Here is a 25467-nt window from a genome sequence, read left to right as displayed (position 1 = left end):
ATATGACTGATGACCCAAAGCCAAAATCCGGTTCGACAAACGTAACGCGACGGTCCGCGCTTGTGGCCGGAGTCGGATTGGCCGCCGCGGGTACTTTTCTGGACTCGTTCGGAACCACGGCCGGGGCGCAAGACACGTCCCCGTTCTACCCGCCGGTCACGCCGGGCATTGAACCGCGGGGCGCCAGGGTTCAGCCATACCCGGCGGCCTGTGTGCAGTCCGGCGTTGTTCGCACTTTCGATTCGTCGGGAAATTTCCTGCCCGATGCCCTGAAGCAGAACGTCGACGCCATGTGCGATCTGATCAGGCGGGGAGCGGACGAACATGGGGCGCGCCTGATGTCGTTTCCGGAGTTCGGACTGCAGGTCCCCAGCGCACCGATGACGCCGGCCCAGTGGTGGCCGGGAACCATCCGCGCCGACGGGCCGGAGATCGAGCAAATCGGCAAGGCCGCCCAGGATGCCGACGCGTACGTCGCCTTCAATCCCATGGAAGGCATCGACCGGTTTCCGGGCCGCTACTTTCTGGCGGGCATGATTGTGGGACCCAGCGGCGACGTCATCCTCAACTACAGAAAACTCACGGGCCTCACCGGCAAGACCCGTCCCGGGGACCTCCTGTCCGCCTGGCTGGACCATTTCGGCGCAGACAGTCTGTTTCCGGTTGCCGATACGCCCATCGGCCGGCTCGCCTGCGTGGTGGCCGGTGACATGAACTACCCGGAAATAACGCGGGGCATGGTCCTGAAGGGGGCGGAAGTGATCCTGAGCCCCACGGCGTCGGCCACCTATCCCACGGATCACAATTTCGAGGTGCCCGTGAACACCACGATGACGCGGCGGGTGCGCGCCTACGAGAACATGGCGTACGTGCTGTTGTCCGACCTCGGCCCGGTGGGCGCCGACGCCCGGCCGCCCTTCCGCCGGCGCCAGCCGTCGCAAATCATCGATTTCAAGGGCAACAAGCTGGCCGGCACGCAATCCGGCGGCGTGGAGTATGCGGTGGCCACCATCGACATCGATGCGCTGCGTCGCGAGCGAACGTCCCTGGGCGGCTCGAACCTGCTGACCCATCTGCAGATGCCTTTGCACCGCGACATGTACGGTGCGACGGAATTCGCCCCCGTCAACACCCACCTCGATACACCGTTGGCCTCCATGGATGAGCACCAAACGGCACAACGTGAAACGGTAAGCCGTCTGGTCGGGGAAGGAATCCTGGTGCCGCCCGGAATCGGGTAACTTTTCAGTCTGTCTTTGGGAGAATGCGAATGAACGTGCGACGGTCAATTGAAATCGCAAGCATCGCGCTGGTTTCGGTCTGCCTGGGATCGATGCCGGCCAGGGCGCAGAGCCCGCTGGAACAGGACCTTGAACAAATCATGGCGTGGTGGCCCGGAACCTATAACAACGACCGGCAGGTCGCCCAAGTCGAAGCGCGAATGGGCGAGGAGAATTTCACCGGCGAGGTCTGGCGTCTCGATGGCAGCGGCATGGGCGGTTATCTCAACGTGACCTCCCACTACATGCGCCTGGACGCGCCGGCAGTCGGCGAAAACGTGCTCTACGTCGAGGAGTACCGCGACGGTCAACCGGCCGAGACTTATCGCCAGCGCGTTTACACCCTGTCCATCGACGAGGAGGAGCAGGTCATCCGGGTAAACCTCGCCAACTTCAAGGACCGCGAGAAATACATCGGAGCGTACCGGGACCTTTCCATGCTTGACGGCATAACAGGGGACGATCTCGCGCCGTTCCCCGGGATCTGCGACCTCATCGTCGAACAGCGCGGCAACCGCTATCACATGCGAATGCGCACCAATGCCTGTGCCTTCGGGGGCCAGGCGTTCAGTTATGAGGCCGTGATCACCGGGGACGCCTTCTGGTTCCGAGACAAGATCGTGCGCCTTGAAGACGACACGGTCGTCATGACCATGGCGAACTTCAACTTCCACAAGTCGGACCGGGTGGAGTGACCGCTTCCTCCCCGACAAGGCAGGGAGCCGGTCCAAGACGATGAGTCCGCGAGTCGCGATACGCTACGAGCCCGACGAGAGACCACCGCCGGCGCTCACTCTGGGTCTCGGTCTGCAGCTTGCGCTGCTCATCGTAGCCATCCCGATACTGATCCCGACCGCGGTGATGCGCGCGGCCGGCGTGACGGACGCCTACCTCAACTGGGCGGTCTATGCCTCGGTCGCGGTCTGCGGCGCGACCACGGCGCTGCAGGCGATCCGCTACAGGCGCATAGGTTCGGGCCACGTGCTTGTCATGAGCAGCGCCTCAGCCTTCATCTGGCTATGCGTGGAGGCGATCCAGCGAGGCGGACCGGCGCTGCTGGCGACCCTGGTAGCGGTCACGGCGCTTTTCCAGTTCCTGCTGTCCGCGCGAATCGCGATGTTCAGGCGGATTCTCACTCCGGCCGTTTCGGGCGCCGTGCTCATGCTCGTGCCCGTTACGGCCATGCCGGTCGTTTTCGGAATGTTGACGGCGCCCGACGGCAGTACGGCGGCGGGCGCCACGTCGAGCGCAGCCGTCACGGTCGTCATCATCGTGGCCATCGCGCTCAAGGCCACGGGCGCGATGCGACTGTGGGCGCCCGTCATCGGGGTCGCCGCGGGTTCGCTGGTCGGCGCGTTTTTCGGCCTCTACGACATCGATCGCATTGTTCGCGCTCCCTGGATCGGTCTGCCGGAACTCGAGTGGCCGGGGTTCGACCTGGGCTTCGGTCCGGACTTCTGGTCGATGCTTCCGGCGTTCCTGCTGGTGTCGTTGATCGTGACGCTGCGCACCATCAGCAGTTACGTCGCCATTCAGAGCGTTTCGTGGCGGCGGGAACGCGCGGTGGATTTCCGGGCCGTGCAAGGCACGATCAATGGCGAGGGCGTCAGCAACGTGCTGTCCGGTCTCGCCGGAACCGTGCCGAACACAACCTATTCCATAAGCGCGTCGCTGACCGAACTCACAGGCGTCGCGGCCCGCGGTATCGGCATCGCAACTGGCGTGGTATTCCTGTTCGTAGCGCTCCTGCCCAAGGCGCTTGCTGTGGTCCTGGCGATACCCGGACCGGTCGTAGGCGGCTACCTCGGCGTGCTGATGGCGATGCTCTTTCTGGTCGGAATCAAGGTCATGCTGCAGGACGGCCTGGACTATCGCAAGGGGCTGATCGTCTGTATCGCGTTCTGGATCGGTATCGGATTCCAGAACGGCATGATATTCCCCGAACTTGTGTCCGAATTCGCCGGTGGATTGTTCGCCAATGCGATGACGACCGGCGGACTTGCGGCCATCTTCATGACCGTGTTCGTGGAGATGCTCGACTCTCGCCGCAACCGGATGGAAGCGGAACTGGATCTTTCGTCCCTGCCGCAGATTCGGGAGTTCCTCCGTGCCTTCGCGACCCAAAGCGGTTGGGACGGCGCGATGGCCGACCGACTTGAGGCGGTCGGCGAGGAAGCACTGCTAAGCCTTGTCGTACCCGACGCCGGGGACGAGGGACCAGGCCGGCGACTGCGGCTCGTGGCGTACCGCAAGAGCGGCGACGCAGTGCTTGAGTTTGCGGTCGCTCCGATCGGGCAGAACATTCAGGACCGCCTCGCTCTCCTGAGGAACGCGGCCGACGAGCCTTCGCTCGAGCAGGAGGCCTCCCTCCAACTGCTGCGTCACCTGGCGTCATCGGTTCGCCACCAGCAATACCACGACCTGGATATCGTGACCGTCCAGGTGAAGGCGCCGGCGCAATAGGTAAGGATCGGCCTTTCGGTGGGTATCGATGCTGCGCTTGCGCCATAATCGCAGCGGGAGAAGATTCTAGGAGCCCCGGGTGATGAAGACGATCGGCGGCGCGTTTATTGCGTTGGGAGCCTTGCTGGTGGGAACGGCTTCCGCGGATGATGTGCGCGACGAATTGCTGCGTTGCGCGCAACTCCAGGACGCGCAGGTGCGTCTGGCTTGTTATGACGCGCTGGCCTCGGTCAGCGCATCCGCCGCAACCGCTCCGTCCGGGGCGAGCGCCGGCGTGAGCGACGATGGCCCCGCGGCCGTCGTTGCCGATGCGCCTGACGGGAGCAGCGGTCCCGCAGCCTCCGGCCGGGCAATTCCCGAAGCGGAATCCGGGCAGTCGCTGACGGACCGCTTGTTCGGCATGCTTCCCGGCAGGGACGAGGGCGACAACTTTCTCGAATCGCGTGTCGTCGGAGAAATCCGGAACCCGCGCGAGGGCACGCGCTTTACGCTGGAAAACGGCCAGGTGTGGCAGCAGACAGACCGAACCCGGCGCAACTACCGGGCCACCAATCCCAAGGTGGAGATCAAGGAAGGCTTCATGAACAGCTACCGGATGCGTCTGGAGGGCCTCAACGGACGCATCCGCGTACGCCGCGTGAAATAAACTCCGCGACCCCGTGTCGGCGGCTCAGGATGTCGCGGCGGGTTTGGTGGGGTAATCCTCCCGTTTGCCGGTGTCGCCCGCCTGAATCACGAAGTCGCGGCGATCTCGATAGAGCGGCGCGCGGTTCAGGACGTATTCCTCGCCGTTATCAAGACGGATCTCATCCCAGTGCGTCATGAGCCAGTACTTATACCCGCCGATAAACATGTAGGTATTGCTCATCGTGAAGAACTGGCACTCTACGCCCTCGCCGGCGCGAAAGCGCGCACATATCAGATCAAACAACTCACGCTGGTCGTCCTTGCGCTTCAGAACGTACTCATGCGGCCATGTCTCCCGGTAGGTAATCGCCTCCCGCCAGGGCGCGCGCCCGATCAACTTAGAAATCTTGAGATTTTCCACAACACTCCAACCTATCTAACTCACCAATGATTGCTAAGAACACTTTGAATTTATCGAACAAGAATCTCTTACGCCTACACAGTGTAAACCCTATCAACTGAAGTCTATTCCCTCCCGGCCACCTATCCGGATACCGCCTCAGCGCGCAATTTCAAGCCTAAAGCGCGGACAACCCTGAGAACGGTGTCCAATGTCGGTTTGCGTTCTCCCGATAGCGCCTTGTAGAGACTTTCACGGGACAACCCGGCATCGCTGGCGACCTGAGACATGCCCTTGGCGCGGGCTATGTCCCCCAACGCCTTGGCGATAAACGCGGCGTCGCCATCGGCCTCCTCAATGCAAGCCTCCAGATAGGACGCCATCTCCTCCGGCGTACGAAGGTGCTCGGCAACGTCGTAGGGTGATGTAGTGGTCTTGGTCTTAGTCATGGTCAGTACCTACAGGTTTCGTGCGAGGCGCAACGCCGTCCTGACGTCGTCGCTTTGCGTGCGCTTGTCACCGCCGGCCAACAGAATAACGATCTCGCGGGCCTGCTTCTTGAAATACACACGGTACCCCGGTCCATAGTCAATCCGCAGTTCCGACACACCTTCGCCTACCGGCCGGACATCTCCCGGATTTCCGGTGGCCAGCCGCTCGACTCGAACCAGAACGCGAACCCGAGCGCGTGTGTCCCGCAATCCATCCAGCCACTTGGCGTAGACATCCGTCTTGCGGATCTCAAGCATGCACAGAATGTAGCCTGCAGGCTACATTCTGTCAATTCCCAACCTGCCAAGAAGCAGATCAAGAACAGCGATTCGGCTCAGGAGTTTTGGGAAGTTGAGGAGGTGCTGTTCGTCAGCTCAACTTCGTCGATAGCGGGGATCGCCTTCTGAGCGATATCAAGCAAGCCGTTGACGTAGTAGTCGGTGATTTTGCCGCCGCCTTCGGCGAGTTCCTTGACGAGTTCGGGTACGATGGCTGTCCAGTTCGTGTGGCGTGTTTCCGCCCACTGTGGCCACCTATTCGAGGACCTTGGGAGCGAGAGGCCACGACTCTTCAGTGCGCTGTCAACTTCTTCATAGCGCTTCTTGGCCGTTTCGGCCGATTCGTCCTTGTTCTTTGCGACACGCACTCCCCAGCACCACCAGTTCGGACCTCGGCCCCCGCATTCCAGCATTACCGTGGTTCGCCCGTCCGATTTAGAGCCCGATACGTCCTCGCACCTCACCCACCCCTTCCGATAAACACGAAGGTAGCTTGCATATTGCTTGTCCTCACCGTAGTGGCACCCGATATCCAGATCGTCAAACGCAGGGTACGCCTGCTGAAGCTCCTTCTCGACACTGCCCTTAATGTGCTCCAGAAACCTCCTGCATACGTCGTGCTTCACGGCCGACCATGCTCGCGCTACAGCGTACGCAGCAGGCAGATGTTCCGGGTTCTTCTCAAGGTATTCGCGAATGTAAGCAGCTTCGGTGTCGGTCATGTTTGAATCTCCGAATTGTTGTCGGCAGTAGAGCTGCCCCTCTCGCAGAAACCAGCGCAGCCGTTCCGCATCGCAGAGCGCCAGACAGTTTCCGAACCAATCCGCCAGTGAGGGTCCGTCAGCAGCTGACGCATCGGCATCGACGGTCGCGGCATCATCCCCGCCCGAGGCATCATGCGCCAGCGCTTCGCCGCTCAGGCCGTGAGGATCGTGAGCATCAGGCGGGGCATCGTCGTGACAATAGGGAAGCACACAAAAGTGATTCTTCCACTTATTGCGATCCTTCGTCGGAAGACTGGACTCGTCGGGCATTCGGAAACGGGGCGGAAGATAAACCAACAGGAAGCGCCCGCCATACTCCTTGCTTAGAAACTCCAAGTAGTCCCGGCATTGCCCGGGCTGGTCGTCGGCGTAGGGCTTGTTCTCGAACGCAAGGCAAAAGGGTCCGTCCTCGGTCGGAATGTCCACCGTGATGTCGATACGCCTGCGTTCCGTTATCTCTCGCTCGACCCGGATTTTTATTGCAGCGGTGGAGCCGAGCCTGTCGACAGGCACCTTTGGTAGCAGCTCAAGCATCGCTTCAAGAAAGGTTGTGCCCTGGCCGTGCTCCGCTGCCGGATCGAGAAGGTCGGCAATGATCTGCGACAGGCCGAGTTCGTCGTCGCGCAGATAGCGGAATACTTTGAAGCGGCGCGCAAGCTGGCGATCCAGCTCGCGCTCGACACTGCGGGCGGCGTGCAGATGCGGCGTCAGCTCCTGCAGAAGGTGCACGTTCTCGCGCTGACTTTGTCGTCGGATGTCCTCGACGTTGTCCATAAGGCGAACAAAATCCTCGCCGCGGGCCGACGGAGCTTCGTCCACGGGAGACAAATTGAGAGACTTCCTGGAAATCTCAGGAATCAGCGTCGAGGCGGTCGAGCATGGTTTGGTGGGAGGCGTAGGCCTCGTCGAGGCGGCGGCGGGCTTCGCCGGCTGAGGGGAAGCCGGCCTCGAGGCCGGCCAGCATGATGACCGCTTCCATCTCCTCGCGGCTGATGCCGTGGTGGATGCCGGCGCGCACGAAATAGCCCACGTCGTGGCGGGCGGCGGTGACGATCCCGATGGCGCAGAGGATCATGGTCTTGAGATCGACTACCTCCTGGTCCCAGACCTCGGGTGCGATCCGCGTCATCAGTTGCCGGTTGAAATCGTTCTGCTCCAGTTGTTCGCACAATTCCGCCCCGTAGTCGGGCCCGAAGATGCGCAGGAACATCGCGCGGCCGCGCTCAAGCTCGGCCTCGGAGAAGGGTTTGTAGGCGCTGCCCATCGATCAGGACTAAACGCGGATCAGGTCGCGTTCGAGGTCGTAGAGGCGCTCGGAACCGTTGGCGGTGATTCGCACGGATTCTTCGAAGAACATTCCGCCCCAGCCGATCTCGTGCAGTTCCATGTCGATGTTCAGCACCATGTTCTCCTCGATGCGGAAATCGCCGAGGTTGCCGCCGGCGATGAACGGAACTTCGATGTGATCCAGGCCGATACCGTGGGTAAAGGCCAGCTCGAAACTCGGCAATCCGGCCGCGCGCACCGCCTGGATGACCCGATTGCGCAATTCGCCGGTCTGTATGCCGGGACGCAGGTTGGAATAGGCCTCGTCGATCCCCGCCATATAGGCCTTCCAGTAGCGTTCCAGCTTGGGTGACGCCTCGCCCAGGACCGCCGTGCGCTGCGCATCGCCCATGTAGCGGCGCCACTTCATCATGCTGTCGAAGCAGACCTGGTCGCCGGGGCGGATCACATATTCGCGCTCGGGGCGGCCCGCGCCGGCGCTCATGGGACCCGCGCCGTTGAAGGTGGCGAACGGGCGGGCGCCCTGCTCCACCACCCGCACCTCGTAGGCGGTATACACGTCGTTCCAGGTGGCCCCGTCGCTGATCGCGGCCAGCGCGGACCGAAGCGCCGCCTCGTTCTTGACCGCCGCTTCCTTGAGTATGGCGATTTCATCGGGCGACTTGACCATCCGGATCTCGATCAGCAGATTTCCGGCGTCGACGACTTCGGCATGCTCCACGGTATCGCCCAGAAGACCGGCGAACCGCGTGTCGTCAAACCCGAGCCTGCCCTTGTCCAGGCCGGTTTCGCTGAGCATGGCGCAGACGGCGCCGTTGATGCCGGCGTACGGCTCTTCCTCCAGTTCCGCGACCATCCGCCGGATGGCCAGGTCCTCGCCCTTGAGCTCGGTGTCCTCGGCGAAGGTATGCACTTTCAGCACGCCGCCGTACACGCCGAAGTAATACAGGCGCTTGTCCGGCATCCAGGTGGGCCGTTGGACCAGCACGGCCGCCTCGATCTCGGTCACCACCAGGCAGGGCGGGATGTCCGGATCGCGCGGCAGGATGGCGCAGGCCACCCAGGGCACGTCGTAGAGGAAATCGGTGTCGAAATCGCTCAGGTACAGGACGTTGTTGGGCGTGACGGCGATCAGCGCGTCCAGCCCGTCGCGCTCCATCAGCTCCATCGCCCTCTCGCGATTCAGCAACATGCCGGGTTCCCCGGATCAGCGAAAGGAAGCGCTGGCGAAGTAGCTGTTGACTCGTTCTTCCCAGTCGTCCACCTTGCCGAAGATGCCCGTGTAGTAGTCCGCCAGGTAGATCAGCCAGAACGCGCCGCTGATGCTGCACACCGGGCCGTGACGCACGCCCGGCGGGCGGCCGATGTAATGGTCCCTGGTCAGCACGAGGTCTTCCTTCACGTCCTCGCGCCTGTGATCGAAGGTGTAGCCGATGTAGCAATCGCCGGCGATCAGGTACAGGCATTCATTGTGCGGATGGTGCTCGGTGCCCGGGTCGACGAAACCCGGCGCCAGCGCGGTCAGGGCGATCACCTCCTTTGTGCCGTCGTCCTTGCGCAGGCCCTTGGTCAGGACGCCGGGCGGGCGGGCCTCCTGGCCGGTTTTCGGGTCTTTCCAGGTGGAGCGCTTGACGATGTCCGCCATCGGATCGACCCATGGCAGGTGCCAGGTGTTGGTGCGTCCGATATGCCGGTCGACGTGCGCATCCGCCAGCGAGTCGCCCGCCTCCTTGAAGGCCAGCGGCCGGCTGGTGAAAAGCAGGAGCCGGCAGCCGCCGGACGTGCGGACCGGCCCCCAGGCCATGCCGGCCGGGAAATAGCCGTAACAGCCCTGCATCCAGGATTCGCCGCCAACCTCCAGTGCCCCTTCCAGCACGTAGAGATCCACGTCGGCCTCGTTTCGGCCGCGCGGGAGGGACCAGCCCGCGGGCAACTCCATGACCAGGTGTTCGCCTCCGGTCTTGCTCTCGGTGCTCAGGTTGCGGGCCACGGCGCCGGGCGTGTACCCGGCATTGACCGGCCGCGGTTCGACGGCGCTTACGTCCAGGCAGTCTTCTCTGCGCATCGGCATTGCGTTGCTCCTCCGTTCTCAATCAGTCCTGCAGCCCGGCGAGCCAGGCCACGACGGCCTCGCAACACTCGCGGGGCTTGGTAATCATGCAATACGTCGATCCCGCTCCGGCGATCTCGGCTTTGTCCACATCCGACTTGATGACGAGGAACTCGCGCATCAGCGTGTCGTGGCTGGCCGATTCCATGCGCTCGTTCTCGTTCAGGGCGCTGTCGTCGCCCATCAGCAGGAGCGTCGGGCATTCGATATTGCGGATGTCGGCGGTCAGGTCGACGTTCGCGTATGCGTCCAGTACGGCCTTCAGGGTGGCCATGTTGACGTTGGCGGCGTATTGCTTCTTGGCCCAGCGCTCGTACTTGATGCCCTCTTCGGAATACAGCACGTCGGCCGGCAGCACCACACCCGCATAGAGGCGCGATAGCTGCTCGATACCGAACACCCTGCCCACCCACCAGGAAGCCTCGTAGATGTTGCGCCAGGTGTCGTCCACGCGGATGAACGGATAGGCGATCAACGCGTGCATGCGCTCGGGGTACTTGGCTGCGAAGCGCAGCCCGATCGACGAACCCGTGGAAGTGCACCAGAGCGCCGTGCGTTCGATCCCGGCGGCATCCAGGATCGCGGCCAGGTCGTCCACCCATCGTTCCACCGAGTACGGCTCGGATTGCGTCCAGTCCGACTTCCCCACACCGCGGTAGTGCCATTGCAGGATGCGGTGATGCGGGGTGAGGTACGGCTCGCAGAATTCGAACTGCTTGTCCACCAGCGCAAAACCACCGATCAGCGTGAGTGGTGGCTCGCCCTCGCCGCGAACCCCGTACCACAGATTGGCGCCGTCCACGCGTACTTTCGGCATGCCTTCCTCCCTATTGCGGAGAGGTCGCCGCATCGTACTGATGCACGATCCGCACCCCGTCCAGCATGAACCCCATCGGCATCCAGTATGCGCCCAGCACTTCCTTGGGCGCCAGCGGCATCAGTTCCTCGTTGTCGGCCCGACAGAACTCCAGCGACCCTTCGCCGGCCAGCGTCTCACCCTGCTGAAGCCCGCTCATCACCATCTGCGTGAGGTCATGCACAAGAGGCCTGCCCATGGGCGGCACGTGGCAATCGGGAACATGGCGCATGCAGGTGAGCGGCAGGTTGCGCGTGTAGAACTCGAGTTCCGTCACGTCGATCACGCGCTGCGGCGAGAACTCCATTCGCATCACGGCCTCGCCGTGACGGCTGACGACGCGCTTGAGCCGCGTGCCCACACCGCCGTCCTGAGTCATGCCGGGCAGCAGGGGATGCAGGCCGCTGGTTTCGATCTCCGCCTGCTTGGAACAGGCGCCCAGGAACCAGCTCAGCAGCACCAGCCAGTCGCGGTTGCACCACTGGAAGGTGGAGAACATCGTGCGCTCGCCGTGCAGCCTGCAGGGCAGGCCGATCACCGCAACGTCGTAATGGCTGCGCGCAGCCGGCCAGTCCTCGGGCTCCACGCCCTCGGGATAACAGCGAAGATGGGGACTCCACACATAGGCTTCATCGGGCGGATCGGAAGGTGTAAGCGGCTCCGGGAGGTACGCGGCGATCGCATCGGGATCGGTCCGGAAATGGAACAGCAGCAGGTTGCCGGCAAAGCGCCACGGCAGCGGCTCCAGCATGGAGGCCTCGCCGTTGGGGGTGAAGGGGCGCGTGTATCCGGCCACGGTCAGCTCCAGTTTCCCCATAGCTGCGGTCGCGGATCCGGCGCGGCCTGCGCCAGGTACTGACGGCAGCGCGGCGCGCTCCACTCCGGCTCGGTGAACCGGAAGTCGATTTCCTTCTCGCCGCGGCAGAACCACACGCAACCGCCGCGCGTGGCCTGCGGACCGTGCGGTTTCTCGCCCGGACGGAAGATATAGGCCCCCGAAGTGATCATGCCGGTCTCGCCCATCAGGTAATCGCCCTGCAACAGCACCAGTTCCTCCCAGGTTTCGTGCGCCTCCAGCCTCGGATCGCACCATCCCGGCGCCTGACGCGTCATCAGCGTGTAGGCGCCGGTGTCCGGATCGGTGCGCAGCCTGCGCACCTTCAGGCCGGACCCCGCCTCCTCGCTCGTTCGGCCGGGAAAATCGGGCACAGGCTGCCACGCAATGGCGTTAACATCCAGCGGCCCGGTCTTTCGCTCCTCCCGATACGCCGCCGCAGGTTCGGAGTCCTGCGAGAGCCCGTCACGGCCCTCGCTCATCCACAGCGCCGCGAACCCGCTGCGGGTTTCGGCGCCGGCGACGGCTAGCCCCCGGGGGAGGAATGCGTAACTGCCGCGCGCAAATTCGCATTCGCCCAGCCTGAGGTCGCCTTCAAGGAGGAGAATCTCGAGATCGCCTTCCAGCACCCCACCGTCGTGAGAACACCAGTACGGCTCGGCCCGCACCAGCAGGCTCCTGGCTCCCGAGTCGCCCGGCTGGGCACTGAGAACGGCCGCCCGCAATCCATGCCCGATAGCAGGCGCCGCCGACGGCGTCAGCGCCACGCCGTCCAGACGCAGAAACTCAACTCGCGGACGCGTCATTGGAGAATCCGGCTCATCGAAACTTCGGCTCTTCGTCATGCCCCTTCGTCCGGGAGCGTCGGAGGCAGGATGCCGACGCCGAGCCCACAGGGATGTGCTTGCCGGCGTATCCCGGAGGAAGGGGCATGACGAAGAGCGAGATCGAAGCGCCGTAAACGGATTGGCGGGCGGTTTTCACTCGCCGAAACGGGCTTCGTGCTCGGAATACACGCGGGTCAGGATGTCGATGGCCATCTCTGCGGCAGGAAAACCGAACTCCAGACCCGCCAGCAACAGGATTTCCTCTACTTCTTCCCGGGGAATTTCGTGATGGGCCGCCATCTTCATGAAGAATTCCACTTCCTGTTTGTGCGTGGCCGTGAACATCGCGATGCTGCACAGGATCTTCGTGCGCAGGTCAACACGGTCCATCTCCCAGATCGGCACCATGACCTCGCGCAACTTGGCATGAAACGCCGGAGGGCGGCTGGTAACGATCCATTGATAGATTTCCTCGCCCATTTCGTCGCCCCACAACTTGTGGGTGATAGCCTGGAACCGGCGTTCAAGGTCGTCGCTCACGGCCGCACTCCGATCGTGGCCCACCAGGGATAGGCGCCGAAGAAGTACTCCCCGCCGAACCCCCAACCGGTCAGCTCATTGGGCAGCGGTACGTCGCGGACCTCACTGAAACCGCCTTCCTCGAACATGCACACCCGGTCTTCGGCCAGGAATCCCGGCAGGAACGGATCTTCCATGCGCCGCCCGGTGGAATCCAGCAGAAACGCCGATAGCGGACTGTACTCTTCCTGCAGCACCTTGAACGGCGGCGATTCCATGATCGCGAAGACTCCGCCCGGGCGAAGCAGCCGGTGAGCCTCACGCACAACCTGCGCGCGCACCTTACCCGGCAGTTCGTGAAACAGCCACACCGCGCTGACCACGTCGAAACTCCCGTCCGGATAGCCGGTATCCTCGGCCAGCCGCTGGGTGAAATGAACCTTGTGCCCGCGTGACTCGGCCAGCTTGTGGCCGTACTTGAGCATGGAGGCGGAGTAGTCCAAACCCACCACTTCTGCATCCGGGTGGAGCTCGCAATAGGGAAAAGTGCTCTTGCCGACGCCGCAACCCAGGTCCAGGATGCGCCGGTAGTCGCCCCCGGGCACCGCTCGGGCCAGGTTCCAGCCCATCTCGTCGCCGTCGTCGCGCCCCACCAGAAACGGGCTGATCATCCAGTGGTAGAGGAATCCGGCGAACTCAGCGTGGTAGTTGCCCGGCTGCGTATGGATTTCGATCTTGCGGTAATAACGGGGCGTTTCCAGTTCCGGATTCAGCTCCAGGCATCCCAATGCGCCCGCCCCGTTGAAGTCGTCCAGCCAGGCCCGCACGTTTTCGCCCTGGCGTTTGAGGATGTCCAGGATGGCCCGGAACATCTGTGCGTGGTTATGGCGCTCGAAAAAGGCGCCGAAGCGGTAGGCATTGCCCTGCTCCATCAGCCCGCCCACTTCGCGTATGTCCGAAGGGTCCTGAAGCCGGTTCTCGTTTTCGCGGTACCAGGCGCCCATGGCGGGTCCGAAGCCGGTCGAATTGAACGCCATCAGGCCCCCTACAAAATCCAGCCGCGCCTGCTCCGCGCGGCTGCGCTCAATTTCCAGAGTCGCTGTCATGGAGTCCCCAATCGGTTTGGACTATATTATAGGGAGGCGTGTTTCGCACGCCCGCTCGATTGGCGCGTTGGGGCCGCGCCGTTTTTTTGGGCAAGGACTACACCATTGGGGGACGTTATGAACCTGATTCGCTCTGCCACTTGCGGCGCGATCGCGTCGATTCTGCTTTTACCGGCCGCCGGCTTCCTGGCGCCGAAGGCTTCGGCGCAGGTTGCCGCGCTGGAGGAGATCGTCGTGACCGCCCGAAAACGCGAGGAGAGCATCCAGGATGTTCCGCTGTCCATCACGGCGTTCACGGGAGAGGAACTGGAACGCGGAGGCTTCGTGGACCTGGAGGACATCTCCTTCCAGACCACCGGCATGCAGTTCAACAACGAACTCGCCGGCACGCGCCCGGGACGGCTGTTCAGCAATATCCGCTTCCGCGGGGTAGAGGGCAGCGAGTATTCAACGCTGCAGACCGCTTCTCTTTTCGTCGACGGCATCTTTGCCTTGCAGGGCGCGCAGACCCTGGCGCTGAGCGATCTCGAACGCGTCGAGGTCATCAAGGGCCCGCAATCGGCCGCGTTCGGAAGAAACTCTTTCGCCGGCGCGATCAATTACATCACGCGCGCGCCGGACATGGAAGAATTCTCGGGCAGGATCAAGGTGGACGCCGGGCAGTACGACCAGCATGAACTGGACATTACCGCGGACATTCCCATCGCGCCCGGCGTGCTGGCGCTGCGGGTCGGAGGGCGCTACTTCAACAAGGGCGACATGTATCAAAACTACGCGGGCGTCGGTGTGGGCGAGCAGCGCTCCGAATCCGCATTCGCGACCCTGTTCGTGCAGGCCGCCGACAACGTCAGCATCAAGCTGCGCTACTACCAGCAGGAAGACAGCGACGGTCCCGCAGGCGTGACCTTCTACAAGGCGCGGCTGGACGACAGCTGCACGGGCAAGACAATGCCGGGCCTGACCACAGACGGCCAACCCACCACGCTGATGCCACGGGAATACCTTTGCGGCACCATTCCGGGGCCCGGCGGACAGATCAGTTTCCCCAACCCCAGCGTGTCGCTCAGTCCCGCCAGTTTCCCGGCCGGATCCGAAAACTTCATCCGCGACTCGCTGATCGACGCGCCGTCGCAGGTCGAAGGCGTGCCCTACATCGACCACTTCGGCATCGAGCGCGAAATTACCCGCATCAGTCTGGTGCTGGACTACGAACTCGCCAACGGCATGACGCTGGTCGCCACCGGCGCCTACAACGAAAACAATGCGGCCAACCTGCGCGACTGGGACATGACGCCGGACGAGGCCTGGTACGTGTCCAACCCCCAGGCCGGCGAGGATGAAAGCATCGATATACGCCTGTCCTCAGCGCCGGACGCGAGGCTGCGCTGGCTGGGCGGTTTCAACTATTACACGCAGGAGTTCCTGACCAGCTCGAACGGCGGCGTGTTCGTGGTGGCCTGCGGCAACCTGGGGGCCTTCGGGACGCCCGCGCAGTGCGCCGCCCCCGCCCGCATTCCGGTGGACGTGGATGGCGGCGACTTCGTGGACGTGCGCGCCTTCTACGGGTCGCTGTCCTACGACATCACCGAACAGTTCACGGTGGACCTGGAAGCGCGCTGGCAGGACGATACTCGCAGCGACGGCAGGGGCGATTTCGAGATCAACTTCAAGGATTTCCTGCCGCGGATTTCTCTGCGATACCGCATTACCGAGGACATTACCGCCTACATCACGACATCCCGCGGCATTCTTCCCGGCGTCATCAATTCCAACATCATCAACTGCAACCCCACAACCTATACTCAGCCGTTCATCGATCCGCGCACGGGCCAGCCGAGCACCTCCTCGATGTGCCAGCAATACGTCGATGCGCTGGGTGCCGACGCGGTGGAAGTGACGCCGGTGCAGGAACTCGACGCCTATGAGATCGGCGTCAAGTCCACCTGGATGGACGGACGGCTGGTCGCCAACGTGGCGGCCTACTGGCAGGAATGGGCGAATGCGCCCTTCCCGACTTTCGTGACCGTTTACCGCGACGACGACGGCGACACGATCCCCAATCCCAACCCCAACTTCAACCCGGTCAGCACACCGGGCAGTTCGGAGTACTCCGGCGTGGAACTGGAAGTGGATTTCCTGATCAGCGAAGACTGGGACCTGAGCTTCAACTGGTCGTTCAACGACAACGAGTACACCGAGTTCCTCATCCCCCTGGCGTCCGCCGAATACGCGCTGGGCACCCGCAATGTGAAGGGGCACCGCTCCAGCCGCTTCCCCAAGTGGTCCGGCAACGTCTCCTCCACCTATGGCGGAACCTTCCAGAACGGTTGGGACTGGTCGCTTCGCGGCGATCTCACCTACATGGGCGAGACCTTCCCCGGCCTGACCAACCTCGCGACGCTGGAGAGCTACTCGCTGCTGAATCTCCGGTTCGCGGTCGAACGGAACGACCTGAGGGTGGAGGGCTACGTGAAGAACGCGCTGGACGAAGATTACTGGCGCACCGGCCAGGAATACACGGATTTCTCGCGCGTGCTGAGCGTGGGTTTCAACTTCAACCGGCTCGGCCTGACGCTGGTGCCGCAGGACAGGCGCACCTTCGGCGTTCGCGTGGCGTACGAGTTCTAGCGCATCGTGACAGTTGCTACTTGGCCGGCGCGCACATGAAAACCCGCTTGCTGCCCCTTCAGGAGGCCACGCCTGAGGCCTTGGCCTCCTGCGGGCAGTTGCTGGGTCGGCACGCCGCCGCCGAACCGCTGCCGATCAAGTTCTACGATGGCGCCGTGCAGACCTTCCGAACGGTGGATTTCCGGTCGGACGAACAGACCGAACTCGCCCTGACCCGTGTTCGGCGCAGGCCTTTCGAGGTCCGCTGGATCGAACGCCACTTCAAGCACACGCAGACCTTTATCCCGCTCAACGGCGCGCCGTTCATCGTGGTTCTGGCGCCGCCCACGGACGGCGACCAGCCGAACCTGGACGAAGTGCGCGCCTATCGCTTCGACGGCTCGGCCGGGTTCACCATGAAGGTGGGCACCTGGCACGAGTTTCCGTTTGCCGTGGAGGATGAGGCTGACATCATCGTGATCTTGAGAAGCGAGGCGACGCAAAGCCTGCTGGACACCGATCCCGCTACAGGCGAGGTTCGCGGCCCCGACATACAAAAGCAGGACTTGCTGAAGCAGCACGGCGTCGAACTCAAGATCGACGTATGACCAAAGAGCATGTAGAGAATCTCGCGGCGCTCGAGGTCGGGCCGATCCCCTGGGAGCCTGCAGGACTTGCGCCTGGCGCAGAGCTTCGGCCGCTCGCGCGCGATCGGGGCACCGGCGGTTTCACCGGCCTGGTGGACTTGCCGGCCGGCTATGACAGCGGATCAGGCTTGAGCTGCTCCGTCGAACTTCGAATGTTCGTGATCGATGGAGAGATCAGGATGGGCGACCATCGCCTGGGCCCCGGTGGATTCTGCTACCACCCCGGGGGCTCCGGGCAAGGGAGGTGGCGTTCGGCCGAAGGCGCCCGCGCATTTGTGGTCTTCCTTGAGGACCCCGGGTTTCGACCGGATCGAAGCTCTCCTACGCCCGACGCGATCCCGGCGCTGGACTCCTATGCCATGGATTGGCACAACCCGCTGGACGCCAGCGACCCATCCGAGGATTTTCGGGCCGGCATCTTCGTAAAGGTTCTGCACGTAGACCCGGAGACCAGGGCCAGCATGCACCTGGCGGGCCTGATGCCCGGCTGGTACGCCGAAGGCATGGAAACTCACCCGGTTTACGAGGAAAACTATTGCCTGCAGGGTGACGTGCATATAGGCGAAGTTGGCGAGGAAACGGGCTACACCATGGTCGTGGGCAGCTACATGTGCCGGCCGGAGGGGATCATTCACGGCCCGCTGGCCAGCAAGAACGGCAACGTCAACCTCTGCTACACCCACGGCCTTTTGGGAATCGACTACAGCGCAAACCCAAGGTCCATGGATATCATCCGCAAGCATTTCAGGAACCACCCCTGGACCTGATAGTCAATCTCGATCGTGCGCGCGCCAAGATGGCGGAGGCCGGCCTCGAGGCCATGGTGTGCGTGCAGCCGATCAACGTCTACTATGCCAGCGGCTATGAATCCGACTGGCTGTTCGACTACCAGTGGGCAGGCTGCGCGATCCTGCCGCTGTCCGAGGACCGGCCTGCCACGCTCATCGTGCACGACGTCGAGCTGACCAACCTGGCCGAGCACCCGAGCTGGATGCCGGAATTGCGTGTCTATGAGACGCAGGTGGGCGACGACATCTTCAGCCACTACACGGTGGACGAGGAAGCCGAACTGGAGGAATCCGACCGCAAGACGCTGGCGCTGATGGAAGCGACGCGAGCGACAGCCTCCATAGGCGTGGTGGAGGCGATCCTCAAGGCGCTGAGCGACGGCGGCTACCGCAGGCTGGGCTTCGACGACGCACGCCTGGCTTCATTGTGCGCCGAACGGCTGTCCGGTGTTGAATGCTTCGACCGCCCCGAGCTGATGACGATGATCCGGGCGGTCAAGACGCCCGCCGAGCTGGAACTCATGCGCGAGGCGGGCCGGCGCAACCAGCAGGCGCTCAGTGTCGCGATCGACGCGGCGGGCGTGGGCGTCAAGTGGACGGACATTCGCCGGGCCTGGCATCTTTCGGTGGCCGAACAGGACTGCATGCCCTGGTGCATCTACGTCGGCGCGGGCCACAAGAGCATGGGTCTGTGGCACGACCACGATTACCCGATTCGCAAGGGCGATCAGTTGTGCTTCGACTCCATGCTCACCTGGCAGCGCTATTTCGGCGACATGCAGCGCACCTGCGTGATGGGCGCCCCCAGCGCCAAGTTGCAGCGCTACTGGAATGCCGCCTACGCCGCGGCCGAAGCCGTCTTCGAGGCCATGCGGCCGGGCGTGAACACGGTGGACCTGCGCAAGCTGGCGCTGGAAGTGGGCACGCGGGGCGGGATCAAGGGTTTCCGCCATGCCTTCATGCACGGGCTGGGACTGGAGCACCTGGAACTGCCCAGCGCTTCGCCGGGCCTGAGCGGCTTCGACCTGGAGGAAGGCATGGTCGTGAACATGGACATGGAGGTGTGCGAGATCGGATTCGGTGGCATTTACTATGAGAACACCCTGCTGATCGGCCGTCACGGTCCCGAATACCTCTGCGACATGCCGCGTGAACTGATACATCTGCCCTGCTGAACCAATAGAACTTAATGGCGAAACGAAACGACTGGCTGGGCCACGAGACGCTGGACCGCATGATGAACGTCATCATGGGTCTGGCCGAAGAGCTCTACGTCACGCGCGACCGCCTGCAGGTGATGGAGCGCGTGCTCGAAAGCCGCGGCGCGCTGGATCGCGACGAACTGGATCGCTGGAAACCCGACGAAGACCAGCAGGAGGAAATCCTGCGCGACCGTGACGCCTTCATACAGGCCATTCTTTCCCGCGCGCTCGACAAGCCTCCCGGGGCCCCCGGCGCCGACGCCTGAAACCCGCCCACATGCAGGCTGCCCCGACTCGCTTTGCGCGCGTGCTGAAAACGCGCGACGTGCTGATGCTCTCATTCGGAGCGATGATCGGCTGGAGCTGGATATTGATGACCGGCTACTGGGTCGGCAACGCCGGAAGTCTCGGAACATTGATCGCGTTCGCCGCCGGCGGGCTGGTGATCGGGTTCATCGCGCTGACCTATGCCGAGCTGGCCTCCGCCATGCCGCGGGCCGGCGGCGAGCACGTCTACACCCACGCCGGGCTGGGGGCCGGCTGGTCGTTCGTCTGCACCTGGGCGCTGCTGATGGCCTACGTGACGGTATGCGTGTTTGAGTCCGTGGCGCTGCCCACCGCGGTGGAATACCTCATACCCGCGATCCGCATGGGCGCCCTCTGGCACGTCGCCGGCGCCCCCGTCGATGCGGGGTTCATCCTCGTGGGCCTGGCGGGCGCCGTCGTGATGACCTGGATCAACGTCGTCGGCATCCGAACTGCGGCGATCGTCCAGGGCATTGTGACCGTCGCCATCTTCGTGTCCGGCGTGGTGCTGTTCGCCGGGGCGGCCGGTTTCGGCCTGCCCGAATTGGCGGAACCGAAAATCGCCGTTCCGGCCACCGGCATTCTCACCGTCCTGATCATGGTCCCCGCCCTGCTGGTCGGATTCGACGTATTGCCGCAATCGGCCGAGGAGATCGACCTTCCGCCGAAGCGCATCGGGCGATTGCTGATCGTCTCCCTGGTCATGGCCGTGGCCTGGTACGGCGCGATCGCCTGGTCGGTGGCGGTGGCGCTCACCCCGGAGGAACTGGCCGGCGACGGACTGATTACGGCGGATGCGGCGAAGAAGCTCTGGTCCGTGGCCGCGGGCGGATCCTGGGCCGGCGTGGCGCTCACGATCGGCGGTATCGGCGGCGTGCTCACGAGCTGGAACGCCTTCATTATCGGCGGCAGCCGCGTGGTCTTCGCCCTGGCCGAATCGGGCAGCCTGCCCGCGGTGTTCGGGCGGCTTCATCCACGCTACAAGACGCCCTATGTCGCCGTGCTCGCGATCGGACTGTTGAGCTGCATTTCCCCGCTGTTCGGGCGGACGATCCTGGTGTGGCTGATCAACTGCGGCAGTTTTGCCGTGGTGGCCGCCTACCTGTTCGTGCCGATCGCGTTCCTGGCCCTTCGCCGAAGCCAACCCGACCTGCCCCGGCCCTACAAGTTGCGCTATCCGCGGATCGTCGGCATGTCGGCCATCGTGCTGGCCCTGGGCCTTTTGTGCCTGTTCATGCCCTTCAGCCCGTCCAGCCTGGTATGGCCGCAGGAATGGGGCATCGTGCTGGGCTGGGGCGCTGCCGGCCTCCTGGTCTGGTTCACCCGCCGGACTAGACCCCCTGCTTGAGGCCCGCCTCGATAAATGGGCCCAGGGCGCCGTTCAGCACGGCCGTGGGGTTGCCGGACTCCACGCCGGTGCGCAGGTCCTTGACCCGCGACTGATCGAGAACGTACGAGCGGATCTGGTTCCCCCAGCCGATGTCGGCCTTGCTGTCTTCCAGGGCCTGCTGCTCCGCCCGCCGCTCGCGCTCGGCCAGCTCGAAAAGCTTGGCGCGCAACTGCTTCATGGCCGTGGCCCGGTTCTTGTGCTGCGAGCGCTCGTTCTGGCACTGCACGACGATGCCCGAAGGCTGGTGGGTGATGCGAACCGCGGATTCGGTGCGGTTGACGTGCTGTCCGCCGGCGCCGCTGGCACGGTAAACGTCGATCCGCAGATCGCCCGGGTCCACTTCCACCTCCGCTTCTTCCTCGATCTCGGGAGAAACGAAAACGCTGGCGAACGAAGTATGCCGGCGGGCCCCGGAATCGAAGGGCGACTTTCGCACCAGCCGATGCACGCCGGTCTCGGTCCGCAGCCATCCGTACGCATGATCGCCGCGCACATGCACGGTGGCGCTCTTCACCCCGGCGACCTCGCCGTCGGAGGCCTCGATCAGTTGCGCGTCGAACTTGTTGGCCTCGCAGAACTTGAGGTACATGCGCAGCAACATTTCGGCGAAGTCCTGTGCGTCGTGTCCACCGGATCCGGCCGTGACTTCAAGAAACGCATTGGAGCCGTCCCTGGCGCCGCCAAACATGCGGCGGAACTCCAGCTTCTCCACTTCCTCCGCAAGCTTCCGGATTCCGTCGCTCACGTCCTCCAGCGTGGCCTGGTCCTGCTCTTCAAGGGCCAGCTCGAGCAACTCTTCCAGCTCGCCGGCGTCCGCTGCGAGGCGATCCAGCGTTTGAGTAACGGACTGCAAGGACGCCCGTTCGCGTCCCAGCGCGCCGGCGCGTTGCGAATCGGACCAGACGGAGGGGTCGGCGAGTTCGGTTTCGACTTCGCTCAGGCGCCGGGCCTTGCCGGCGTAATCAAAGGTACCCCCTAAGCGCCTCGAGTCGGGCGCCCAGATCGGCAAGCAGCGGCTTGAGCTGAGTCGTTTCCATGCCGGCGAAGCGTACGGCACTGAGCTTCGAACCGCAACCAGCTGCTCTTCCTTTTTTCGCCACCCCTTGCTGCCGGGGGCGTCGGAGGCAGGGATGCCGACGCCGAGCCCACAGGGATGTGCTCGCAGGCGTACTCCGGCAGCAAGGGGTGGCGAAAAAAGGAAGAAAGGGTTAGCGGACGCGGAGGGCGGCGGCGACGGCGCGGCCTTCGGACGCCAGCACGTTGTAGGTGCGGCAAGCGGCGCCCGTGTCCATGACTTCGAGTCCTATGCCCTTTACCAGCAGCGTTCCGCCGATGTCGTGATCGGGAAACCGCTGCACCTCGCCGGTGCCCAGGATGATGACGTCGGGCTGTTGGTCGATCAGCGGCGCCAAGTGCTCGAGGGTAACGGGTTCATCTTCCTTCAGGGGCCAGGGCCGCACCTCCTCCGGACTCAGCAGGACCGGCTCGCGCCAGACGTCCTTGCCGATACGCAATTCGCCCGGCCGCCACCACCGCACGGTCAGCGCGCCCCCGGCTTCCAGCTGAAGCTTCACGCCGCCGCAGCGAACTGTTCGCGCAGCTTGAGCTTGCTGACCTTTCCGGTGGCGGTGTGCGGCAGTTCGTCGGTGAACTCCACCGCATCGGGAATCCACCACTTGGCGACCTTGCCTTCAAACCAGGCCAGCAGGGCGTCGGAATCGACCGCCGCGTCCTCCTTCAGGCAGACGATCAGCAGCGGCCGTTCCGACCATTTCGCGTGCGGCATCGCGATCACCGCCGCCTCGGCCACTGCGGGATGCGCCATGGCCACGTCTTCAAGTTCGATCGAACTGATCCACTCGCCGCCGGACTTGATCAGGTCCTTGGTGCGGTCAGTGATGCGCATGAAGCCTTCCGGATCGATGCTGGCGACGTCTCCGGTGTCGAACCAGCCGTCCTCCAGCGCCGATTCCTCCGCCCGGTAGTAACGGTTCGCGACCCATGGCCCACGAACCTGCAGGCGCCCCACGGCCCGACCGTCCCTGGGCAATTCTCCGCCGTCGTCGTCGACCAGCCGCATCTCCACTCCGTACGGCGCGCGCCCCTGGCTCAGACGCTGTTGCAGTTTGGCCTCCGCGTCCATGCCGGCGGTACTGGCCGTAGGCGCGTTGACGCTGCCCAGGGGGCTCATTTCGGTCATACCCCAGGCGTGAACCACGTGAATCCCGTGCTGTTCGGCAAAATCCACCATCATCGACCGCGGGCAGGCCGCGCCCCCCACCACCAGGTCCTGCACCGTTTCCAGGCGCTGGCCGGTGGCGTCCAGGTAGTTCAGCAAACCCAGCCAGACAGTCGGCACGCCCAGCGCCTTGGTGACGCGCTCGCCGTTCATCATCGCCGCCAGGGCCTCGGGATCGCCCGCCTTGGGGCCCGGAAGCACGAGCTTGGCGCCCACCATCGGAGCGCTGTAGACCACCCCCCAGGCATTGGCGTGAAACATCGGCACGACCGGCAGTACGCTGTCGGTGCTGTTGATGCTGATCGCGTCGGCCAGCGCGCTTGCGTACGTGTGCAGGACGGTGGAGCGGTGCGAGAACAGCACGCCCTTGGGATTGCCGGTCGTGCCCGAGGTGTAACACAGGGAACTGGCCAGGTTTTCGTCAAGATCGGGCCAGTCACAGGAATCGCTCTCGCCCTCGATCAGTTCCTCGTAGCTGATCAGATTCGGCACCGAAGATTCGGGGATGGCCTCCTTCGAGCAAAGCAGGACATGGGCTTCCACGCTCGGAAAGGCGGGGTGCAGCTTCTCCAGCAAAGGCAGCAGCAGGGGGTCGGCAAAAAGAAAACGATCCTCGGCGTGGTTGACGATGTATTGAAGCTGCTCGGGGAACAGTCTCGGATTGATGGTGTGCAGAACGCCCCCCATGCAGGAAATACCGTAGTACAGCTCCATGTGCCGGTAATCGTTCCAGGCCATCGTCGCAACCCGGTCGCCCTGCTTCAGGCCCACGCGCCTGAGCGCGTTGGCCAGTTTCGCGGCGCGGCGGAAGATCCCGGCGTAGGTCGTTCGGTGCGCGGGATTCTCGACCGTGAGCGAATAGACCTCCGAGCCACCGTGCTGGGCTTCCACGTGGCGCATCAGGCTGGTCACCGTCAGGGGGTAATCCATCATCAAGCCTTTCATGAATCAAGCACCTCCGCAAATGTGCTTTCGAAGAGGAAAACGTCGAGATTTCATCCGTCGCGCCGCGGCAGCAATCGAACAGGCTCGACCGGCTTGCCGTTGCGACGAATCTCGAAGTGCAGCATGGCCGCATTGCCGGGGCCCACCCCCATGGTCGCGATCGGCTGGCCGGCGCGCACCTCGTCACCTTCCTTGACCAGAATCCTCTCGTTGTGGCCGTAGGCGCTGAGCCACTCCGGGGAATGCTGCACGATCACCAGGAGTCCATACGCCTTCAGTCCGTCTCCCGCATACATGATCTTGCCTCCGTCGGAGGCCATGATGTCCTGACCACGCGTCCCCAGGATACGGATGCCGTAGTCGCCGTCCCGCGCCCGCGCGCCCTCGACGTCCACGCTCCCCGTCGTGGGCCACCCCCATCGGGTCGCGCCCGATGCCGGTTGGGAAGACGGAGATGACGGGGCCGGCAAGTCCTGCGGCGACGAACCCCGATCGGTGGCGACCCCTCCGCCTGCGGAGCCCCGGGTCGCCGGAGAAGAGGCCGGAGCGGCGGCAACGGAACCCGAAGCGGAATAGCCCGGTGGAGGCGTGAGCCTTAGTCGCTGCCCCACCAGGATCAGGCTGCCGTCGCCCAACTCATTCCAGGCTGCGAGGTCGCTCACCGGATGGCGGAATCGCCAGGCGATGGAGAAAAGCGTGTCGCCCGCCTCCACCGTGTACCAGTCGTTGGCGCCGGCCGTGCTCCGCCGGGACGACTCCGATGGAGTGGCGGCGGAAGGAATTGCTTCAGGCGGGGCCTGGCCGGCCGGCGCCGGGTCTTCCGGAATCCAGTTCCAGCAAGCGGACAACAGCAACACGCCGGCCGTCATCAGGCACAAACGGCCCGCGCTGCGAATTCGAGAAACCATGCTCATAGATACCACCATAACCCAATTGCGACGACTATCAGACCGATCAGCGCCCAACCGGCCCGGTCCGAATAGCGAATGGCGCGGAGCGCCCTGGGACCCAGCCAGGCAGCCAGCGAACCGACCAGAAAGAAACGCAATCCGCGGCCGAGGAACGAAGCCGTAACGAAGGCGCCCACGTCCATGCTCATGCCGCCCGCGGCAATCGCGAAGACCTTGTACGGGAGCGGCGTAAAGGCCGCCATGACCAGCGCCCAGTAGCCCCAGCGCTCATACCAGGACTGGACCTGCGAATACTGCTCGCCCCAGCCCCATTCCTGAATCAGGGGCAACACGGCGTCGATCGCAAGATAACCGAGCAGCAGACCGCACAGGCCACCGGCCACCGAGAACACGAGGGTCAGTAAAACCAGCCGGACCGTCTTCTTCGGCTGCGCGGCGCACATCGGCACCAGCATCACGTCCACGGCGATCGGAAAGAAAATGGACTCTGCGAAGCTGACCGCGCACAGCACGGCCGGCGCCCCGGGCAGGCGGGCCCATGCCACTACGCGATCGACAAGCCGTGCCGGCGCCGTTTCCATCGCGTGG

The 25467-nt window shown here is 63.9% G+C and carries 27 protein-coding genes; 10 read left to right on the top strand and 17 right to left on the bottom strand.

The window, feature by feature from the left end; translation table 11 throughout:
* The first annotated feature begins 2 nt into the window (after positions 1-2).
* The 4 genes from F4Y72_04355 to F4Y72_04340 all read left to right on the top strand — a co-directional run bounded on the left by F4Y72_04355 (position 3) and on the right by F4Y72_04340 (position 4389).
* Entirely contained in the window at positions 3-1241 is a 1239-nt protein-coding gene (locus tag F4Y72_04355; GenBank protein MXZ27518.1) for a hypothetical protein, read from the top strand.
* Positions 1242-1264: 23 nt separating this feature from the next.
* Positions 1265-1975, top strand: coding sequence for a hypothetical protein (locus F4Y72_04350; GenBank protein ID MXZ27517.1), 711 nt, complete (start codon positions 1265-1267; stop codon positions 1973-1975).
* A gap of 40 nt (positions 1976-2015) precedes the next feature.
* The gene (locus F4Y72_04345; protein ID MXZ27516.1) at positions 2016-3743 is read left to right on the top strand and encodes a hypothetical protein; all 1728 of its coding nucleotides are present in this window, start codon (positions 2016-2018) and stop codon (positions 3741-3743) included.
* 79 nt (positions 3744-3822) lie between these two features.
* Positions 3823-4389 (top strand): hypothetical protein, encoded by a 567-nt coding sequence (locus F4Y72_04340; GenBank protein ID MXZ27515.1) that lies wholly within the window; start codon positions 3823-3825, stop codon positions 4387-4389.
* Between the two features lie 24 nt (positions 4390-4413).
* Here F4Y72_04340 and F4Y72_04335 read toward each other — a convergent pair whose 3' ends face one another.
* From F4Y72_04335 to F4Y72_04280, 12 genes are all read right to left on the bottom strand, one after another.
* A complete protein-coding gene (locus F4Y72_04335; protein ID MXZ27514.1) occupies positions 4414-4791 on the bottom strand; it encodes a hypothetical protein in 378 nt (125 codons plus the stop codon).
* Positions 4792-4913: 122 nt separating this feature from the next.
* Positions 4914-5219, bottom strand: coding sequence for a putative addiction module antidote protein (locus F4Y72_04330; protein MXZ27513.1), 306 nt, complete (start codon positions 5217-5219; stop codon positions 4914-4916).
* Between the two features lie 9 nt (positions 5220-5228).
* Positions 5229-5519, bottom strand: coding sequence for a type II toxin-antitoxin system RelE/ParE family toxin (locus F4Y72_04325; protein ID MXZ27512.1), 291 nt, complete (start codon positions 5517-5519; stop codon positions 5229-5231).
* Positions 5520-5596: 77 nt separating this feature from the next.
* Positions 5597-7078, bottom strand: a complete 1482-nt coding sequence (locus tag F4Y72_04320; protein ID MXZ27511.1) for a hypothetical protein — start codon at positions 7076-7078, stop codon at positions 5597-5599.
* Positions 7079-7154: 76 nt separating this feature from the next.
* A complete protein-coding gene (locus F4Y72_04315; protein MXZ27510.1) occupies positions 7155-7568 on the bottom strand; it encodes a hypothetical protein in 414 nt (137 codons plus the stop codon).
* A gap of 9 nt (positions 7569-7577) precedes the next feature.
* Positions 7578-8783: an aminopeptidase P family protein gene (locus F4Y72_04310; protein MXZ27509.1), complete on the bottom strand. Its 1206-nt coding sequence runs from the start codon at positions 8781-8783 to the stop codon at positions 7578-7580.
* 15 nt (positions 8784-8798) lie between these two features.
* Positions 8799-9662 carry a DUF4437 domain-containing protein gene (locus tag F4Y72_04305; GenBank protein MXZ27508.1) on the bottom strand — a complete coding sequence of 288 codons (864 nt, stop codon included), beginning with the start codon at positions 9660-9662 and terminating at the stop codon, positions 8799-8801.
* A 22-nt stretch (positions 9663-9684) separates the two neighbouring features.
* Positions 9685-10551: an alpha/beta hydrolase gene (locus F4Y72_04300; protein MXZ27507.1), complete on the bottom strand. Its 867-nt coding sequence runs from the start codon at positions 10549-10551 to the stop codon at positions 9685-9687.
* The gene (locus F4Y72_04295; protein ID MXZ27506.1) at positions 10529-11374 is read right to left on the bottom strand and encodes a hypothetical protein; all 846 of its coding nucleotides are present in this window, start codon (positions 11372-11374) and stop codon (positions 10529-10531) included. The genes F4Y72_04300 and F4Y72_04295 overlap by 23 nt, the downstream gene beginning before the upstream one ends.
* Positions 11356-12237: a DUF4437 domain-containing protein gene (locus F4Y72_04290; GenBank protein MXZ27505.1), complete on the bottom strand. Its 882-nt coding sequence runs from the start codon at positions 12235-12237 to the stop codon at positions 11356-11358. The genes F4Y72_04295 and F4Y72_04290 overlap by 19 nt, the downstream gene beginning before the upstream one ends.
* 135 nt (positions 12238-12372) lie before the next feature.
* Entirely contained in the window at positions 12373-12759 is a 387-nt protein-coding gene (locus tag F4Y72_04285) for a hypothetical protein (GenBank protein MXZ27504.1), read from the bottom strand.
* The gene (locus tag F4Y72_04280) at positions 12756-13844 is read right to left on the bottom strand and encodes a class I SAM-dependent methyltransferase (protein ID MXZ27503.1); all 1089 of its coding nucleotides are present in this window, start codon (positions 13842-13844) and stop codon (positions 12756-12758) included. Before F4Y72_04280 ends, F4Y72_04285 begins: the two co-directional genes overlap by 4 nt.
* Between F4Y72_04280 and F4Y72_04275 the strand changes: the two genes are divergently transcribed.
* The 6 genes from F4Y72_04275 to F4Y72_04250 are packed head-to-tail and all read left to right on the top strand — an operon-like array spanning position 13461 to position 20742.
* Positions 13461-16472: a TonB-dependent receptor gene (locus F4Y72_04275; GenBank protein MXZ27502.1), complete on the top strand. Its 3012-nt coding sequence runs from the start codon at positions 13461-13463 to the stop codon at positions 16470-16472. The genes F4Y72_04280 and F4Y72_04275 overlap by 384 nt on opposite strands.
* Positions 16473-16507: 35 nt before the next feature.
* Positions 16508-17059: an ureidoglycolate hydrolase gene (locus tag F4Y72_04270; protein ID MXZ27501.1), complete on the top strand. Its 552-nt coding sequence runs from the start codon at positions 16508-16510 to the stop codon at positions 17057-17059.
* Positions 17056-17865, top strand: a complete 810-nt coding sequence (locus F4Y72_04265; protein MXZ27500.1) for a DUF4437 domain-containing protein — start codon at positions 17056-17058, stop codon at positions 17863-17865. Before F4Y72_04270 ends, F4Y72_04265 begins: the two co-directional genes overlap by 4 nt.
* A 29-nt stretch (positions 17866-17894) precedes the next feature.
* A complete protein-coding gene (locus tag F4Y72_04260; GenBank protein MXZ27499.1) occupies positions 17895-19061 on the top strand; it encodes an aminopeptidase P family protein in 1167 nt (388 codons plus the stop codon).
* Positions 19062-19075: 14 nt separating this feature from the next.
* Positions 19076-19354 carry a hypothetical protein gene (locus tag F4Y72_04255; protein ID MXZ27498.1) on the top strand — a complete coding sequence of 93 codons (279 nt, stop codon included), beginning with the start codon at positions 19076-19078 and terminating at the stop codon, positions 19352-19354.
* An 11-nt stretch (positions 19355-19365) separates the two neighbouring features.
* Positions 19366-20742: an amino acid permease gene (locus tag F4Y72_04250; protein ID MXZ27497.1), complete on the top strand. Its 1377-nt coding sequence runs from the start codon at positions 19366-19368 to the stop codon at positions 20740-20742.
* On the opposite strand, the gene F4Y72_04245 is transcribed toward F4Y72_04250, so the two are convergent.
* From F4Y72_04245 to F4Y72_04225, 5 genes are all read right to left on the bottom strand, one after another.
* Positions 20726-21821 (bottom strand): peptide chain release factor 2 gene (locus tag F4Y72_04245; GenBank protein ID MXZ27496.1). Its coding sequence is split into 2 segments (ribosomal slippage): positions 20726-21748 and positions 21750-21821, totalling 1095 coding nucleotides; the frame shifts between segments, so codons are not numbered across the junction. The genes F4Y72_04250 and F4Y72_04245 overlap by 17 nt on opposite strands.
* 171 nt (positions 21822-21992) lie before the next feature.
* On the bottom strand, positions 21993-22460 hold the full coding sequence (locus F4Y72_04240; GenBank protein ID MXZ27495.1) for a hypothetical protein: 468 nt from the start codon (positions 22458-22460) through the stop codon (positions 21993-21995).
* Complete coding sequence (locus F4Y72_04235; GenBank protein MXZ27494.1) at positions 22355-23968, bottom strand: long-chain fatty acid--CoA ligase; 1614 nt, start codon at positions 23966-23968, stop codon at positions 22355-22357. The genes F4Y72_04240 and F4Y72_04235 overlap by 106 nt, the downstream gene beginning before the upstream one ends.
* A gap of 50 nt (positions 23969-24018) precedes the next feature.
* Entirely contained in the window at positions 24019-24894 is an 876-nt protein-coding gene (locus F4Y72_04230; GenBank protein MXZ27493.1) for a peptidoglycan DD-metalloendopeptidase family protein, read from the bottom strand.
* Positions 24879-25460, bottom strand: coding sequence for a DedA family protein (locus tag F4Y72_04225; protein ID MXZ27492.1), 582 nt, complete (start codon positions 25458-25460; stop codon positions 24879-24881). The genes F4Y72_04230 and F4Y72_04225 overlap by 16 nt, the downstream gene beginning before the upstream one ends.
* Positions 25461-25467: the final 7 nt, after the last annotated feature.

This window comes from Gammaproteobacteria bacterium (assembly GCA_009838035.1).
In the GTDB taxonomy this organism is placed as follows: Bacteria; Pseudomonadota; Gammaproteobacteria; order Steroidobacterales; family Foliamicaceae; genus Foliamicus.
Note: the sequence above shows the minus strand (reverse complement) of the source record. Positions and strands in the feature narration are given on the sequence as shown.

Bases quoted from the DNA above. Each gene is read 5' to 3' on its own strand.
- F4Y72_04355 (MXZ27518.1), top strand. From the start codon at position 3: ATGACTGATGACCCAAAGCCAAAATCCGGTTCGACAAACGTAACGCGA.
- F4Y72_04350 (MXZ27517.1), top strand. From the start codon at position 1,265: ATGCGAATGAACGTGCGACGGTCAATTGAAATCGCAAGCATCGCGCTG.
- F4Y72_04345 (MXZ27516.1), top strand. From the start codon at position 2,016: ATGAGTCCGCGAGTCGCGATACGCTACGAGCCCGACGAGAGACCACCG.
- F4Y72_04330 (MXZ27513.1), bottom strand. From the start codon at position 5,219: ATGACTAAGACCAAGACCACTACATCACCCTACGACGTTGCCGAGCAC.
- F4Y72_04325 (MXZ27512.1), bottom strand. From the start codon at position 5,519: ATGCTTGAGATCCGCAAGACGGATGTCTACGCCAAGTGGCTGGATGGA.
- F4Y72_04320 (MXZ27511.1), bottom strand. From the start codon at position 7,078: ATGGACAACGTCGAGGACATCCGACGACAAAGTCAGCGCGAGAACGTG.
- F4Y72_04315 (MXZ27510.1), bottom strand. From the start codon at position 7,568: ATGGGCAGCGCCTACAAACCCTTCTCCGAGGCCGAGCTTGAGCGCGGC.
- F4Y72_04310 (MXZ27509.1), bottom strand. From the start codon at position 8,783: ATGTTGCTGAATCGCGAGAGGGCGATGGAGCTGATGGAGCGCGACGGG.
- F4Y72_04305 (MXZ27508.1), bottom strand. From the start codon at position 9,662: ATGCCGATGCGCAGAGAAGACTGCCTGGACGTAAGCGCCGTCGAACCG.
- F4Y72_04300 (MXZ27507.1), bottom strand. From the start codon at position 10,551: ATGCGGCGACCTCTCCGCAATAGGGAGGAAGGCATGCCGAAAGTACGC.
- F4Y72_04295 (MXZ27506.1), bottom strand. From the start codon at position 11,374: ATGGGGAAACTGGAGCTGACCGTGGCCGGATACACGCGCCCCTTCACC.
- F4Y72_04290 (MXZ27505.1), bottom strand. From the start codon at position 12,237: ATGACGAAGAGCCGAAGTTTCGATGAGCCGGATTCTCCAATGACGCGT.
- F4Y72_04275 (MXZ27502.1), top strand. From the start codon at position 13,461: ATGGATTTCGATCTTGCGGTAATAACGGGGCGTTTCCAGTTCCGGATT.
- F4Y72_04280 (MXZ27503.1), bottom strand. From the start codon at position 13,844: ATGACAGCGACTCTGGAAATTGAGCGCAGCCGCGCGGAGCAGGCGCGG.
- F4Y72_04270 (MXZ27501.1), top strand. From the start codon at position 16,508: ATGAAAACCCGCTTGCTGCCCCTTCAGGAGGCCACGCCTGAGGCCTTG.
- F4Y72_04265 (MXZ27500.1), top strand. From the start codon at position 17,056: ATGACCAAAGAGCATGTAGAGAATCTCGCGGCGCTCGAGGTCGGGCCG.
- F4Y72_04260 (MXZ27499.1), top strand. From the start codon at position 17,895: ATGGCGGAGGCCGGCCTCGAGGCCATGGTGTGCGTGCAGCCGATCAAC.
- F4Y72_04255 (MXZ27498.1), top strand. From the start codon at position 19,076: ATGGCGAAACGAAACGACTGGCTGGGCCACGAGACGCTGGACCGCATG.
- F4Y72_04250 (MXZ27497.1), top strand. From the start codon at position 19,366: ATGCAGGCTGCCCCGACTCGCTTTGCGCGCGTGCTGAAAACGCGCGAC.
- F4Y72_04235 (MXZ27494.1), bottom strand. From the start codon at position 23,968: ATGAAAGGCTTGATGATGGATTACCCCCTGACGGTGACCAGCCTGATG.
- F4Y72_04230 (MXZ27493.1), bottom strand. From the start codon at position 24,894: ATGGTGGTATCTATGAGCATGGTTTCTCGAATTCGCAGCGCGGGCCGT.
- F4Y72_04225 (MXZ27492.1), bottom strand. From the start codon at position 25,460: ATGGAAACGGCGCCGGCACGGCTTGTCGATCGCGTAGTGGCATGGGCC.